General features: G+C 72.7%; 12 protein-coding genes, 1 tRNA gene and 1 other RNA gene. 7 read left to right on the top strand and 7 right to left on the bottom strand.

Annotated elements, in window-relative coordinates; genetic code table 11:
• Together AOK03_RS13570 and ffs are read right to left on the bottom strand one after the other, a co-directional pair.
• On the bottom strand, positions 1-1,374 hold a 1,374-nt coding region (locus tag AOK03_RS13570; protein ID WP_157868940.1), incomplete at its 3' end, for a DNA polymerase III subunit gamma and tau.
• A gap of 44 nt (positions 1,375-1,418) precedes the next feature.
• Positions 1,419-1,517, bottom strand: an RNA gene (ffs, locus tag AOK03_RS40280) — signal recognition particle sRNA small type.
• Positions 1,518-1,637: 120 nt separating this feature from the next.
• Between ffs and AOK03_RS13565 the strand changes: the two genes are divergently transcribed.
• Positions 1,638-1,722, top strand: a tRNA-Ser gene (locus AOK03_RS13565).
• A gap of 82 nt (positions 1,723-1,804) precedes the next feature.
• On the opposite strand, the gene AOK03_RS13560 is transcribed toward AOK03_RS13565, so the two are convergent.
• Positions 1,805-2,185, bottom strand: coding sequence for an STAS domain-containing protein (locus AOK03_RS13560; RefSeq protein WP_055565484.1), 381 nt, complete (start codon positions 2,183-2,185; stop codon positions 1,805-1,807).
• Positions 2,186-2,478: 293 nt separating this feature from the next.
• Between AOK03_RS13560 and AOK03_RS13555 the strand changes: the two genes are divergently transcribed.
• Both AOK03_RS13555 and AOK03_RS13550 read left to right on the top strand, forming a co-directional pair.
• Complete coding sequence (locus AOK03_RS13555) at positions 2,479-2,988, top strand: phage tail sheath protein (RefSeq protein ID WP_055565483.1); 510 nt, start codon at positions 2,479-2,481, stop codon at positions 2,986-2,988.
• A 113-nt stretch (positions 2,989-3,101) separates the two neighbouring features.
• Positions 3,102-4,877, top strand: a complete 1,776-nt coding sequence (locus AOK03_RS13550; RefSeq protein ID WP_055565482.1) for a SulP family inorganic anion transporter — start codon at positions 3,102-3,104, stop codon at positions 4,875-4,877.
• 23 nt (positions 4,878-4,900) lie between these two features.
• Here AOK03_RS13550 and AOK03_RS13545 read toward each other — a convergent pair whose 3' ends face one another.
• A complete protein-coding gene (locus tag AOK03_RS13545) occupies positions 4,901-5,278 on the bottom strand; it encodes an SHOCT domain-containing protein (protein WP_055565481.1) in 378 nt (125 codons plus the stop codon).
• Positions 5,279-5,463: 185 nt separating this feature from the next.
• Here AOK03_RS13545 and AOK03_RS13540 point away from each other — a divergent pair, with 185 nt between their 5' ends.
• The gene (locus AOK03_RS13540; protein WP_055565480.1) at positions 5,464-6,294 is read left to right on the top strand and encodes a YhjD/YihY/BrkB family envelope integrity protein; all 831 of its coding nucleotides are present in this window, start codon (positions 5,464-5,466) and stop codon (positions 6,292-6,294) included.
• On the opposite strand, the gene AOK03_RS13535 is transcribed toward AOK03_RS13540, so the two are convergent.
• Positions 6,272-7,678, bottom strand: coding sequence for a DUF2252 domain-containing protein (locus tag AOK03_RS13535; RefSeq protein ID WP_055565479.1), 1,407 nt, complete (start codon positions 7,676-7,678; stop codon positions 6,272-6,274). The two genes, AOK03_RS13540 and AOK03_RS13535, sit on opposite strands and share 23 nt — an antisense overlap.
• A 194-nt stretch (positions 7,679-7,872) precedes the next feature.
• Between AOK03_RS13535 and AOK03_RS13530 the strand changes: the two genes are divergently transcribed.
• Positions 7,873-9,297 (top strand): diacylglycerol/lipid kinase family protein, encoded by a 1,425-nt coding sequence (locus AOK03_RS13530; protein WP_341845802.1) that lies wholly within the window; start codon positions 7,873-7,875, stop codon positions 9,295-9,297.
• On the opposite strand, the gene AOK03_RS13525 is transcribed toward AOK03_RS13530, so the two are convergent.
• Entirely contained in the window at positions 9,200-9,637 is a 438-nt protein-coding gene (locus AOK03_RS13525; protein ID WP_055565478.1) for a DUF7144 family membrane protein, read from the bottom strand. The two genes, AOK03_RS13530 and AOK03_RS13525, sit on opposite strands and share 98 nt — an antisense overlap.
• Before the next feature lie 188 nt (positions 9,638-9,825).
• Here AOK03_RS13525 and AOK03_RS13520 point away from each other — a divergent pair, with 188 nt between their 5' ends.
• Both AOK03_RS13520 and AOK03_RS13515 read left to right on the top strand, forming a co-directional pair.
• Complete coding sequence (locus tag AOK03_RS13520; protein ID WP_055565477.1) at positions 9,826-10,107, top strand: hypothetical protein; 282 nt, start codon at positions 9,826-9,828, stop codon at positions 10,105-10,107.
• A gap of 77 nt (positions 10,108-10,184) precedes the next feature.
• Positions 10,185-10,718: a helix-turn-helix transcriptional regulator gene (locus AOK03_RS13515; protein ID WP_055565476.1), complete on the top strand. Its 534-nt coding sequence runs from the start codon at positions 10,185-10,187 to the stop codon at positions 10,716-10,718.
• A gap of 22 nt (positions 10,719-10,740) precedes the next feature.
• Here AOK03_RS13515 and AOK03_RS13510 read toward each other — a convergent pair whose 3' ends face one another.
• The gene (locus AOK03_RS13510) at positions 10,741-13,053 is read right to left on the bottom strand and encodes a winged helix-turn-helix domain-containing protein (protein ID WP_079074694.1); all 2,313 of its coding nucleotides are present in this window, start codon (positions 13,051-13,053) and stop codon (positions 10,741-10,743) included.
• Positions 13,054-13,152: the final 99 nt, after the last annotated feature.

Raw genomic sequence — 13,152 nt, 5'->3', positions numbered from 1 at the left:
CTGCTGGGGTGTGGGTGCGCCCGCGCCCCGTACCGCCGCACGCGCCGCCGCCGGGCCCCCACCGGGAGGTACCGGCGGCCCTTGCGGGGCGTGTGGGGCCTGCGCGGGTCCGCCCTGCGGCATGGGCGCCCCGGGCTGCTGCACGCCCGCGTGGGCCTCGGGCCCGGGGACGTAACCCATCGCAGGACCGGGGCCCTGGCCGCCGGGCACGAAGTTCCCGCCGCGCTCCAGGCGGTCGAGGCGGGCCATGACCGAGCGCTCGTCGTCGTACGCCGCGGGGAGCAGCACGCGCGCGCAGATCAGCTCCAGCTGGAGCCGCGGGGACGTGGCGCCGCGCATCTCCGTCAGGCCCTCGTTCACGAGGTCGGCCGCGCGGCTGAGCTCGGCGCCGCCGAAGACACCGGCCTGCGCCTGCATCCGCTCGACGACGTCGGCCGGGGCGTCGATGAGCCCCTTCTCGGCGGCGTCCGGCACCGCGGCGAGGATCACGAGGTCCCGCAGCCGCTCCAGGAGGTCGGCGACGAAGCGGCGCGGGTCGTTGCCGCCCTCGATGACGCGGTCCACGACCTCGAAGGCCGCGGCCCCGTCCCCGGAGGCGAAGGCCTCGATGACGGAGTCGAGCAGCGAGCCGTCCGTGTACCCGAGGAGGGACGTCGCCATGGCATACGTCACACCGTCCTCGCGCGCACCGGCGAGGAGCTGGTCCATGACGGACATGGAGTCACGCACGGAACCGGCACCGGCCCGCACGACCAGCGGGAACACCCCGTCCTCGACGGCCATGTCCTCGCGGCCGCAGACCTCGGCGAGATAGTCCCGGAGGGTGCCGGGGGGCACCAGCCGGAAGGGGTAGTGGTGGGTGCGCGACCGGATCGTGCCGATGACCTTCTCGGGCTCGGTCGTCGCGAAGATGAACTTGAGGTGCTCCGGGGGCTCCTCGACCACCTTCAGGAGGGCGTTGAAGCCCGCCGAGGTGACCATGTGGGCCTCATCGATGATGTAGATCTTGTAGCGACTGCTCGCCGGGCCGAAGAAGGCCTTTTCGCGCAGGTCACGGGCGTCGTCCACACCACCGTGCGACGCCGCGTCGATCTCGATGACGTCGATCGAACCCGGCCCGTTCCGCGCCAGGTCGCGGCAGGACTGGCACTCGCCGCAGGGCGTGGGAGTGGGACCTTGCTCACAGTTGAGACAGCGGGCCAGAATGCGCGCGCTGGTCGTCTTGCCGCAGCCGCGCGGGCCACTGAACAGGTAGGCATGGTTGACCCGGTTGTTCCGCAGCGCCTGCTGCAGCGGGTCGGTCACATGCTCCTGCCCGATGACCTCGGCGAACGACTCCGGGCGATAGCGGCGATACAAGGCGAGAGACGACACGCATACGAGGTTATAGGCGACCACCGACAACCAGGACCGCCCCAACGCAAAGCGCCCCCCACGCACCCGCCAGAGCCGACCTACCCTTGCTGCCTTCCGGCCCTGGGGGAGTTCAGTCAGATAGCGCCACGTGAGGGGCTGGCCCCCACAGTAGCGGATCCCGGGGCGCGGAAGCGACGCCGGGAGGAACCGTTCCGACCTCGGGAGCCCGCCGAGCCGATCGTGTTCGCGAGCACTCCCCAACGTCTTGTATTGTTTGCGGCGGAGGATTCGCCTAGTGGCCTAGGGCGCACGCTTGGAAAGCGTGTTGGGGGCAACCCCTCACGAGTTCGAATCTCGTATCCTCCGCACCCGCCCGCAAGGGCAGACGAAGGCCCCCACCGGTTCGCCGGTGGGGGCCTTCGTCGTTCTCCGTCGCGGATGGCTCGGCTCAGCTCAGTTCACGGGCCGGTCGGCCGTCGCGCAGGGCGTCGGTCAGGGTCGGGGCCGGGCGGAACCGGGCGGTGAGGCCCAGGATGCGCAGCATCCGCAGGATGAGGGGCTGGGGGCAGACCAGGAGCAGTTCGCCGCGCCGTGCCTCCAGGCGGCTGCGGGCCCTGCAGAGCAGGGCCAGGCCGGAGCAGTCGAAGAAGGTGACCGGCGTGAGGTCGATGACGATCAGCGTCTCGTGCGGCGCGGTCGCAGCGTCCAGGACCGGCAGGATCGTCAGCGCCGCCGCGATGTCGATCTCGCCGTGGAACTCGATGACGGTGCGGCCGTGGGCCCGGTAGCTGCACAGATGCCCGGCAGGGGGCGGAACGCCGTGGTTCATGGCGGCATCCTCACTGCGAACGGCCCGCCTCCTGGGGGCAGGACGGACGGGTAGGACGGAGGGCCACCGGGGTCCCGGGCGACGATGTGGAGAGAACGAAGAGCACGCAGGGAGCAGAGGGGTGGAGCCGGAGGGGGAACCAAATCCGCGGGTGACGGGGCGAAGAAGCGGTTCCTACCGAGTGAGATGCCCCGATCGGGGTGATGTCCAACATAGCGCCTTGACAGAGCCTGGGAGCCAAGTCGGCACGCATGACGCCGAGTTGAGGCGCCGGAGTCTGCTGGGAGGACGCAATGGGACAGACGGTCCGGATCGAGGCACTGCCCCACGCCCGGAACTACGACGCCGAGCGGGCGGTGCCGGTCGAGGCGCTCTTCTCCCTGACGATGGAGACCCGGCGTCTTGAGGGCAGTTACCAGGCCGTGGGTGATACGGCCTGCGCGGTCCTGGCGATGGTCGGCGTCCCGGCCTGGCTGGTCAAACGCATGGGGGACGCGACCCGCGTGGCCGCGCACTACGTCATCGGGCACAGCAGCGCACCGAGCTACCGGCTGCACGTGACGGTCGACAGCACCAGCATCGACATCGTGGTCACCGACTTCGACGACCGGCCCGTGGCCGGGGCGCCCGCCTGGCTGCAGGTGGGGCGGGACAACACCCTGCAGGCCCCCGGGGCGCCACCCGGCACCGATTCGCTCACCGGCGAGCCGGGCGTCTCGGACGGGCTGCGCCTGCACCGCACTCCGGACGGCCACGTCCGGCTCGGCTGCCGGACGTCCTGGTACGGCCCGGCCGACGGGTGAGCCGCGGCTTCGCGTGCCGCCCCTCGGACCGGGCGGCGGCAACCACCCCTGCGGGGTGATCCCGTCCCCGCCGCCCTGGCCGACCCTGGGCGGAATTCGGCGGGAGGACACCCATGAGGGCAACCGGGCGCGGCGGTGGCGGGCGGCTCGTGTCGTTGGTCCAGCGCGTTCCCGGGGGCCGCGCGGTCATGACGTACCGACGCGAGTGGCTGACGAAGGACATCGTGGCGGGGGTCGTGCTCACGACGCTCCTCGTGCCGCAGGGCATGGCGTACGCCGAACTCGCCGGGCTGCCCGCCATCACCGGCCTCTACACGTCGATCCTGTGTCTGCTCGGCTATGCGGTGTGCGGGCCCTCGCGGGTCCTGGTGCTCGGTCCCGACTCCTCGCTCGGCCCGATGATCGCGGCGACGGTCCTCCCGCTCGTCGCCGCCGACGGCGATCCCGACCGGGCCGTCGCCCTGGCCTCGATGCTGGCGCTGATGGTCGCGGCCATCATGATCCTCGCGTCGATGGCGCGCCTCGGTTACGTCGCCGAGCTGATCTCCAAGCCCACGATGATCGGCTATATGAACGGCCTGGCCGTGACGATCCTGATCAGCCAGTTGCCGAAGCTCCTCGGGTTCAAGGTGGATGCCGACGGGCTGATCGACGAGTGCGTGGCCGTGGCCGAGGGGCTCGCGGACGGGAAGGCGGTCGGCGCGGCCGTCGCGATCGGGTGCGGCGGGCTCGTGCTGATCCTGGCGCTGCAGCGGTGGCTGCCGCGGGTGCCCGCCGTCCTCGTCATGGTGGTCCTGGCGATCGGCACGGTGGTCGCGTTCGACCTGGGGGACCACGGGGTGGCGCTCGTCGGTGTGCTGCCGGAGGGATTTCCGCCGCTGACGGTTCCGGACGTGGCGTTCGACGACTTCGGCCCGCTGCTCGCCGGTGCCCTCGGCATCGCCGTCGTCTCCCTCGCCGACACGATCTCCAACGCGTCGGCGTTCGCGTCCCGCACGGGGCAGGAGATCCGCGGCAACCAGGAGATGGCGGGCGTCGGCGCGGCGAACCTGGCCGCCGGGCTCTTCCAGGGCTTTCCGGTGAGTACGAGCGGGTCGCGTACGGCGGTGGCGGAGCGGGCGGGGGCGCGCACCCAGCTGACCGGTGTGGTCGGGGCGGCGCTGATCGTGCTCATGCTCGTCCTGGTGCCGGGGCTGTTCCGGCACCTGCCGCAGCCCGCGCTGGCGGCCGTGGTCATCACCGCGTCGCTCTCCCTGGCCGACGTCCCGGGCACGGTGCGGCTGTGGCGGCAGCGCAGGATCGAGTTCCTGCTGTGCGTCGCGGCGTTCCTCGGGGTCGCGCTGGTCGGGGTGTTGCAGGGGATCGCGGTGGCCGTGGCGCTCTCCGTGCTGAACGTGTTCCGCCGGGTCTGGCGGCCGTACGGGACGGTGCTCGGCCGGGTGGCGGGCCTGCCGGGCTATCACGACCTGCGCTCCTACCCCGGCGCCGAGCAGATCCCCGGAATGGTCGTCTACCGCTTCGACGCCCCCTTGATCTTCGCCAACGCCAAGACCTTCCGCGACGAGGTGACGCGGCTGTCGCGGTCGGACCGGGCGCCGGTCTGGATCGTGATCGCGGCCGAGCCCATGACCGACGTGGACACCACCGCGGCCGACGTGCTCGAAACGCTCGACGAGTCCCTCAACTCCCGCGGCGTGCATCTCGTCTTCGCGGAGCTGAAGGACCCGGTGCGGCGCAAGATCGAGCGGTACGAGCTCACGCGCACCATCGACGAGCGCCATCTGTTCCCCACGCTGGAGGCCGCCGTCGCCGCGTTCCGGGACCGGGTCGACGGTGAGGACGGCACCGCGGACCCGTCCGGTCCGGCCGGTCGGCCCGGCCCGCGGTGACGGCGGCAGGGGCCCGGCCCGGCCTACATGGGCAGGGCGTGGTGCTTGGCGCGGGCGTACTCCGCCTCGGTGAGCGCGCCGGACCGGTGCAGCTCCGCGAGCCGCTCCAGTTCCCCGGCGCTGGCGGCCGTCGACGACCCCATGGGGTGGTTGCCGAAGGCCGACATCCGGGTGGCGGTGTTGCGCCGGCCCATCCCGGAGCCCTGCGAGATGACGTAGACGAGCACACCGAACAGGGGCAGGACGAGCACGAGGAACAGCCACAGGGCCTTGCGCACGCCGCTGAGGTCGTCGTTGCGGAAGATGTCCACAACGATGTGGATCACGATGGCGAACCACATCACCCACAAGAAGAAGGCGAGCATGGTGAGGAAGACGTCAAACATCGGGTAGTCGTCCACGGCAACCCTCCCGTCGGTCCGATGGGAACCACCTTCGGGGGCGACGCCCGGGGCCGTATCACCCTTGCAGGGCGAACCGGTCGGGTGTCGCCCGTGTCGCCCGTAGTGGGCGACGTGCGGGGGCCCGCGCGGTGCCAGAGTGTCCCGCAGAGGGCCTGGCGTCACAGCTGCGAGGGGGCACCGTCATGCTGACCGCCGTGCGCGCCCGGCCGCTGCCGACCCGTGTCGTCCGGCAGCTCGCGGCCGTGAACATCCTGGACCTCGCCACCCGTCTCGCGGCGCAGGCCTTCCTCGCCGCGCTGCCGATGCTCATCGCGATCGCGTCCTTCTGCCCGCCCGGCTGGCGGCACGAACTGCGCAGGTCGCTGCGGTCCTTGTTCGGTTCGGACGGGGACCGGTCGGCGATGCTCGACCAGATCTACGCGGGCGAGCAGCAGGCGATGCACAGCTGGGGAGCGGTGAGCTTCCTGGTCGCGCTGCTCTCCGCCACCGCCTTCTCCAGGGCCCTGCAGCGGCTGTGCGAACGCTCCTGGCACCTGCCGCCGTCCGGCGTGCGGATCCTGCTCTGGCGCTGGGCCCTCTGGCTCTTCGTGTGGCTGACCGCCCTGTTCTTCCAGGGCCTGCTGCACGACGGGTTCGGCGCGGGTCCGATCCTCGGGATACCGCTGCAGGCCATCGGTGCGGTGCTGATGTGGTGGTGGACGCAGCACCTGCTGCTCGCCGGGCGCGTGCCGTGGCGTCCGTTGCTGCCCGGGGCCCTGCTCGCGGGCACGGGCGCGGTCGGGTTCTCACGGGTCGCGGCGTTGTGGCTGCCGGTGGCGCTGCAGCGCAGTGTGGAGCGGTACGGGCCGCTCGGCTCGGTCTTCACGCTCCTGTCCTGGCTGATCCTCTTCTTCACGATCGTCGCGCTCGGCATCGCCCTCGGCCAGGTGTTCGCCCAGGAGCCGCTGGTGCGGCGCGTGCTGCGGATCACCGCGGTGCCGTCGGACGGTGTCACGCCGTCGACGACGCGGTGACCCGGCCGTGGACCACCGCGTCGGCCAGGGCCCGGTGATCGCGTTCGTTCTGGTCCGCGTACCGCTCGGCGAACTCCGCGAGGGCGCGGTCGAACCGGTCGGAGCCGCCCAGGTACGCCGCGATGGCGATGCGGTCCCCGGAGCGGGCGTGGGCGCGGGCCAGGGTCGCCCCGGCCAGCCGTCCGAACATCCGCATGACCTTCGGCGTCATGCCCTCGGCCTTGGGGATGGCCTTCCAGTCGCGCAACTGCCGGATGTAGAAGTCCCGTTCCCGCCCGTCGAGGCCGGACACCCGCTCCCACCCGAGGAACATGTCGCTGGTGGCCTGCATCATGCGCTGCCCGGACACGACGCGCTCCCCCTGGTTCGGATAGGCGCTGGCCCCGCAGTACGGCGCGAGCGCGGACTCCTCGGCCTCCTTGGCCTGCAGGAACAGGGGGTCGTCGGCGTCCCGGCCGAGGAGCAGGAGCACCCAGCAGCGCGTTCCGACGCTGCCGACGCCGACCACCTTGCGTGCCATGTCGACCACCCGGTACTGCGTGAGGAGCGCGCGCCGGTCGGACGACAGCGTCAGGCTGTAGCGGTCGACGAGTTCCCTCAACTGCTGCTCCAGCTCGGAGCGTTCGACCTCCGGGAGGAGATCGGAGAGCGGCGTCACGAGCGGCGCGTCGGGAGCGATCCGCAGGTCGTCGCCGACCCGGTGGACGAGCTTGTCCAGGGACTGGAGGTGGTCGCGGCCCTTGGCCTTGGACAGGGTGCGCGACAGGCGGCGCTGGGCCCGGGGGCGCAGCTCCGCGGCGAGCCCGGCGTAGAGGTCGTCGGCGTCGATCCGGGCGTACCAGACGTCCAGGTTGCGCATGCGGGCGAAGCCGCGCATCGCCTCGCGGTAGGAGCGCACCGTCTCGCGGATCACCCGGGCCCGCTCCGGCGCGCTGAACCCGTTGGCGCGGCCCGCGATGGCGAGGCTGGCCGACAGCCGCTTGACGTCCCACTCCCAAGGGCCGGGGAGGGTCTCGTCGAAGTCGTTGACGTCGAACATGAGGTGGCGCTCCGGAGAGGCGAGCAGCCGGAAGTTCAGCATGTGCGCGTCCCCGCACAGCTGGGTGGTGATGCCGCTCGTCGCCGTCGTCGACAGGTCCATCGCCATCAGGGCGGCGGCCCCGCGGAAGAAGCGGAACGGCGATTCGAGCATCCGCCCGTACCTGATCGGCACCAACTCCTGGAGCCTGCGCGCGGACTGGCGCTCGATCACCTCGACCGGGTCGGTCCGGTCCGGTGCCGGGGCGAAGTCGGCGTGACCGGAGCGCGGCACCGTGGTGCGTGCGGCCCGGCCGCGGGCGGCGCGCTCGTGCGGCGTGGGTGGTTCGTGCCGACCCTCGGTCATGGCCCACCCCTCTCTTCCGCGGCCGGTACTGGGCACGGAACCGATCCTCGGGCCGACGCCCTGCCCCGGCGTCACCCCGCAGGTGTGAGACGGGCGCGGCGGCGGGCCGTACCGCGGGATCACGCGCGAAGGACCGGGCCGAACCACCTTCCGGGGGTGAGGTGGTCCCCGTCCGCGCCCTGCACCGTGGCGCCATGAATCCGACGCTGGCGCAGCGCCGATGGCTGGCGCGTGCGTCCTTGGCATCGATCCTCGTCGCGGGGCTGACCCTCGGCGTGTTCGCCGGCGCGCGGGCCATCGGGCTGCTGGCCGTCGGCCTCGTCGGCCTGGTGCTCGTGGCCGCCGGACTGTGGTGGAGCCTGGCCCGGCAGGGCACCCTGCGGGTGCTGGCCGTGCTGCTGACCCTGGGCGCGCCCGTGTGGGTTCTCGTCGCGTACACCCGCGCCCATCTGACCTGGGTCGCGGTCCTCGCGGTCGCCCTGTGGCTGGTGGCGGTCGGCACGGGCCGGGCGGCGCTCGCACGGGACGAGGGGCCCGCCACGATGCCCGAGCATCCGGCTCCCCGCGTGCGCCACCCCGTACTGATCATGAATCCGCGCTCCGGGGGCGGGAAGGTCCGCCGTTTCGAACTGCGGGAGCGCGCCGAGGGGCTCGGCGCCGAGGTGCTGCTCCTGGAGTGGCGCGACGGGAGCGATGTGGCCGACATGGCCCGCAAGGCCGCCGCCGAGGGCGCCGACCTGCTCGGGGTCGCGGGCGGCGACGGGACGCAGGCCCAGGTCGCCGAGGTCGCCGCCGCGCTCGGTCTGCCCTTCCTCGTGATCCCGGCGGGCACCCGCAATCACTTCGCCCTGGACCTGGGGCTCGACCGCGACGATCCGGCGAAGGCGCTCGACGCCCTGCGCGACGGTGTGGAACTGCACGTCGACCTCGGCAGCGCGGGCGGCCTCCCCTTCGTCAACAACGTCTCGTTCGGCGCCTATGCCGAGGTGGTGGCGAGTCCCGCGTACCGGGACGACAAGACGCGTACGGCGCTGCGGCTGCTGCCCGACATGCTGGCGGGCCACGAAGGGCCCCGGCTCTCCGCGCGCGCGGGTCGCACCGTGTTCGCCGAGCCGCAGGCCCTGCTGGTCAGCAACAACCCTTATGGCACCGGGGACATCGCCGGTCTCGGCCGCAGGTCCCGGATGGACGGCGGGGAGCTGGGCTGCGTCGGGGTCAAGGTGACGAGCGCCGCGCAGGCCGCCGGGCTGCTGCGCGGACGGCGCGCCACCGGTCTCGTACGGGCGACGGCGAGGCGATATCCCTGCGGGTGCCCGTGCACTGCGAGGTGCGGCCGCTGGCCCTGCGGGTGCTGGTGCCGCGCCACCGGCCGGGCGTGCGCCGGGCCCGTCCGCTGCTGGACTGGCGGCACATCGGCAGGCTGGCGCTGGGGCGCTCCCGCCGCCACGGTTCCGGGGCCGACCAGGACGATTGAGCGCCGAGGACCGTGGAGCGCCACGGGCCGTAGAGCGCCGACTCGTCTCAGCGGGACGGCCCGTCCACGCCCAGGAGCTTGTGGGACACGGGACGCGCGTACCGGACCAGGGACCAGATCACGAGCACGTCGAGCGCGATCATGATGACGCACCACACCGGGTAGTACGGGGCGAAGAAGTAGCACTCCAGTGCGCTCAGCAGCGCGACCACGACACCGACGGCACGCGCCCACAGGTACCCGCTGAGCAGGGTGAGCGCGGCGGCGAGGACGATCATGCCGACGATCAGGTGGAGCCAGCCCCAGGCCGTGACGTCGAGTGCGTAGGGGTAGTGGTCCGGCTCCACGAAGAACGCGTCGTCGATGATCGCCGCGAAGCCCGCGACGGCGTGGTAGCTGCCGACGATCGTCAGCACGCACACGGAGAACACCACGGTGGCGACCGCGAGCCGTCCGGGCTCCTCGGGCCTGGCCTGTTCAGCCATGACTGCTCCCTCCCCTTCTTCCCCTTCCGGTGGGGTTGGAGCGTGGCCCCGCCCGTCCCCGAGGCGGTTCACCCACGGCAGGCGAGATGCGGGAGCGGGCCGGGACACAGTCACCTGGCCGGGGTGAGGCCGCTCCCGGCAGGCCCGGAAGAATGGCCGCACGGGCAGGAACCGCAGGAGGTGATGCCATGGGCACCGCTCAGCCGGGCGCGGGCTCCGGGCGATCCGAACCGCTCCCCGAGGGCGGCAGGTTCGAGATCCGGGTGCGCGGCACGCTCGGTGAGGGCCTCCGGTCGGCCTTCACCGAACTCACGGTCACGCTGCGACCCGCAGAGACCGTCATGTACGGGGGCGGTATCGACCAGAGTGCGCTGTACGGCATTCTCGACCGCATCCAGGCGTTGGGGCTCGAACTCCTCGAGGTACGCGGTCTGCCCCCGCCCACTAGGGCCGAAAAGCCCTCCGGATAGGCGGTCCGGGCCCTTCCCGAAGCCGCGGAGAACGGTCACGTTGGGTATGTGCTGCCTGTCGGCAGGAAGGTGAGGACATGCCCGCGGTGACGGCGTTCCCCATGTCCGCGGCCCACGACGGCCGGTCGCCGACGGTACGGCTGTCGGCCCTGCGCCGCAGGGCCCGGTTGCGCAGGGCCCTGCGCGCGTCGGGGCGCGCCGCGAGCGGCTCGGACGCCGTGGAGACGGCCTGCCTCGTGTGGCTGGCCGGGGTGCTCGTGGAGATCGCCGCGGCGACGGGCGACGCACGTACCGCGAGGGTGCTGGTGGACGAGGCGTCGGCGACCCTGGCGGCGCTGCCCGGCGGAGCGCCGCGCCCCACCGGGGCGCCGCGGTCCGCCGGACCCGCCGGGGCGGCCCTCCTGATCGCGCCGCTCACCGTGCCGCTGACGCAGCGTGAACTCGTCGTGCTGCGGGAGCTGAGGGCGAACCTGCCGCTGCGCGGGATCGCGGAGAGCCTGCACGTCTCCCTCAACACCGTCCGGAGCCAGACCCGCTCCGTGTACCGCAAACTCGGCGTGGGCTCGCGCGCGCAGGCACTGCACCGGGCGCGCGAGCTGGGGCTCCTCTGATACGTGTCGCATCTGATACGTGTCACAGCAGCTGGAGTTCTCGCGCGCGCCGGACCGCGGCCGAGCGGCGGGACACGGAGAGCTTGCGGTAGACGCTCTTCAGATGGGTCTTCACCGTGTTGACCGAGAGGTACAGATCCTCCGCGATCTCTTCGGTGGTCATCATCTGCGACAGCCTTCCCAGTACGTCCTCCTCGCGGGCGGTGAGCCGTTCGACCGGTACGTCGGCCGTGCCGACGCCGTCGGCCACGACGGAGTGGTGCGCCCTGGCGCAGGGCGTTTCGAGCGAGGCCGCGCAGGCCCTCGTCAGGGGCTGCCGCAGCGTCGGCGGCAGCCAGGGTCCGACGGTGCCGAGGAGTGTCTCGGGCGCCGCGGGCAGGCCCTGTTCGGCGATGTTGGCCAGCCGTCCGACCAGGGTCGCGACCCCGGTGGTGAAGGGGTCGGGCAGCGCGTGGAGCGCGGCCCTGACGTGCCCCAACTCGCTGCGGGCCAACGTCGGTTCGCCGCGCGCGAGGCCGACCCACGCCCGTACGACCAGCAGCGTGGCGTTGGAGCTGTCCCGCGCGGTCCAGGTGGGCAGGGGCGGCCGGGTCGCGAGCGTGGCGAACTCACCGGCCGCCCGGAAGCGTCCGCGGAGCGCTTCGAGCAGGGCGAGCTCCACCAGGCAGCCCCGGCGCAGGGCGCCGTTCTCGGTGGCCCCCGCGGCCTTGAGGCCGCTCGTGAGCAGGGGCTCGGCCAGCTTCAGGTCACCGGCGCGCAGCTCCGCGCGCCCCAGTACGAACATCGTCAGCGCCTTGATCTCCGGCCGCTCGGCCAGCGGATGCGCGGGCAGGCGTGCGCACAGGGTCCTGGCCTCGGCGGCCGCGTCCCGCGCGGCGCCGAGGTCCCTGGAGTGCTCCGCCGCCATCCGGATCACCGCGTGGGTGAGCCGGCACCTGAGCACCCGGTCGGACCCGTCGTCCGGCAGCCGGTCGATGAGCCGGGCCGCCTCCTCCAGCGTCCCCGGGACCGCGTCGGGGTCCGCGTGCTGCGCGGCCGCGGCGACGAGCACCGGCTCGGGGTCTTGCGTCCGCACCTCCGCGGGCGCCCACGGACCCAGCATGTCCGGCAGCCGCGTCGCCGTGAGGCCCAGGAGCTGCCCGATCCCTAGCTGTTCGACCACCAGACGGCTGGCGTAGTGCCAGTCGTCGGCCGCGAGGGCGTGGCCCACCCCCGCCGCGAGGAAACCGTGTTCGGCCAGCCAGGCCGCGGCCCGCCGGTGCACACCGGCGACGCTGCCCGGCAGCTCGTGCTGGAGCCTCAGCTGGAGCACGTCGGCGAACATCCGGTGGCAGCGGAACCACCCCTGCCCCAGGGGCTGCAGGAAGGAGTTCTGGCGTACGAGCGTGGCGAAGTACCGCCCCGCCTCGGCGCCCGCGACCTCGGTGGCCAGCTCCGCGTTCACGTGCTCCAGGACGCTGGTCGTCAGCAGCAGATGGCGCATCTCCGGGGACTGCGCGTCGAGCACCTCCTCCACCAGATACGTCACGATCGCCTCGTCGTCACCGGCGAACCGGGCGATGAACTGGTCGGGATGGAGCTGCCCCTGCATCGACATCGCGGCCAGCCGGATGCCCGCCGCCCAGCCCGCGGTACGCCGCCGCAGCGCCCGGACCACGTGGCGGGCGACGTCCAGGCCGTGCTGGGAGAGCAGCGACGCGGTCTCCGCGTCGGTGAACGCCAGGTCGGCGGTGCGCAGTTCGGTGAGTTCGCGGGAGAGCCGGTAGCGGTGCAGGTGCAGCGGCGGGTCCCGGCGCGAGAGCACGACCACGCGCAGCATGGACGCGGTGTGTCTCAACAGGCTGACGACGCCCTCGGCCACCGGTGAGCCCGGCTCCGGCTGGAAGTCGTCGAGCACCAGCACGACCGGTGTGCCGCGCAGCGCGAGTTGCGCGGACAGGCGTGCGACGAGCAGTTCGTTGACGGGCACGTCGTGGAACTCGGGAAGGTCCACTCCGGCGTCGTACAGCGCGGCGAGGATCCGCGGCCAGAACACGTCCGGCCGCTCCTCGCGCCCCTCGCACCGCACACAGGCCACGGGACCGGGTGCGCGGCCGGTGTGCAGCCACTCCGTGGCGAGTGCGGACTTTCCCGCACCCACCGGCCCCACGACAACGGTGAGCGGCCCGAGAACACCGCGCGAGAGCCTCTCGGCGAGCCGGGGGCGGGGTACCAGCCACCCGGGCAGGTCGGGCACGGCCGTGCGGGGCTCGGGCACGGCCGTGCGGGGCTCGGGCACGGTTGCTTCGGGTGCGAAGACGCTCTCGTCAAGCAGTTCCCCCAGGCGTTCGTCCATCGACGGCACCTTCCCCTCGGGTCGGGTGGTGCTGGGAAGACGAGTCTGGGACCGGCCGGTGGGACGGCACCCTCGGGGGGCGCCATCTCACCCGGGTGA

It is taken from the genome of Streptomyces atriruber (genome assembly GCF_001418325.1).
Classification (GTDB): Bacteria; Actinomycetota; Actinomycetes; order Streptomycetales; family Streptomycetaceae; genus Streptomyces; species Streptomyces atriruber.
Note: the sequence above shows the minus strand (reverse complement) of the source record. Positions and strands in the feature narration are given on the sequence as shown.

What these genes read in the sequence shown, in the direction of transcription:
- AOK03_RS13560 (WP_055565484.1), bottom strand. Translation starts at nt 2,185, where the DNA reads ATGAACCACGGCGTTCCGCCCCCTGCCGGGCATCTGTGCAGCTACCGG.
- AOK03_RS13555 (WP_055565483.1), top strand. Translation starts at nt 2,479, where the DNA reads ATGGGACAGACGGTCCGGATCGAGGCACTGCCCCACGCCCGGAACTAC.
- AOK03_RS13550 (WP_055565482.1), top strand. Translation starts at nt 3,102, where the DNA reads ATGAGGGCAACCGGGCGCGGCGGTGGCGGGCGGCTCGTGTCGTTGGTC.
- AOK03_RS13540 (WP_055565480.1), top strand. Translation starts at nt 5,464, where the DNA reads ATGCTGACCGCCGTGCGCGCCCGGCCGCTGCCGACCCGTGTCGTCCGG.
- AOK03_RS13535 (WP_055565479.1), bottom strand. Translation starts at nt 7,678, where the DNA reads ATGACCGAGGGTCGGCACGAACCACCCACGCCGCACGAGCGCGCCGCC.
- AOK03_RS13530 (WP_341845802.1), top strand. Translation starts at nt 7,873, where the DNA reads ATGAATCCGACGCTGGCGCAGCGCCGATGGCTGGCGCGTGCGTCCTTG.
- AOK03_RS13525 (WP_055565478.1), bottom strand. Translation starts at nt 9,637, where the DNA reads ATGGCTGAACAGGCCAGGCCCGAGGAGCCCGGACGGCTCGCGGTCGCC.
- AOK03_RS13520 (WP_055565477.1), top strand. Translation starts at nt 9,826, where the DNA reads ATGGGCACCGCTCAGCCGGGCGCGGGCTCCGGGCGATCCGAACCGCTC.
- AOK03_RS13515 (WP_055565476.1), top strand. Translation starts at nt 10,185, where the DNA reads ATGCCCGCGGTGACGGCGTTCCCCATGTCCGCGGCCCACGACGGCCGG.
- AOK03_RS13510 (WP_079074694.1), bottom strand. Translation starts at nt 13,053, where the DNA reads ATGGACGAACGCCTGGGGGAACTGCTTGACGAGAGCGTCTTCGCACCC.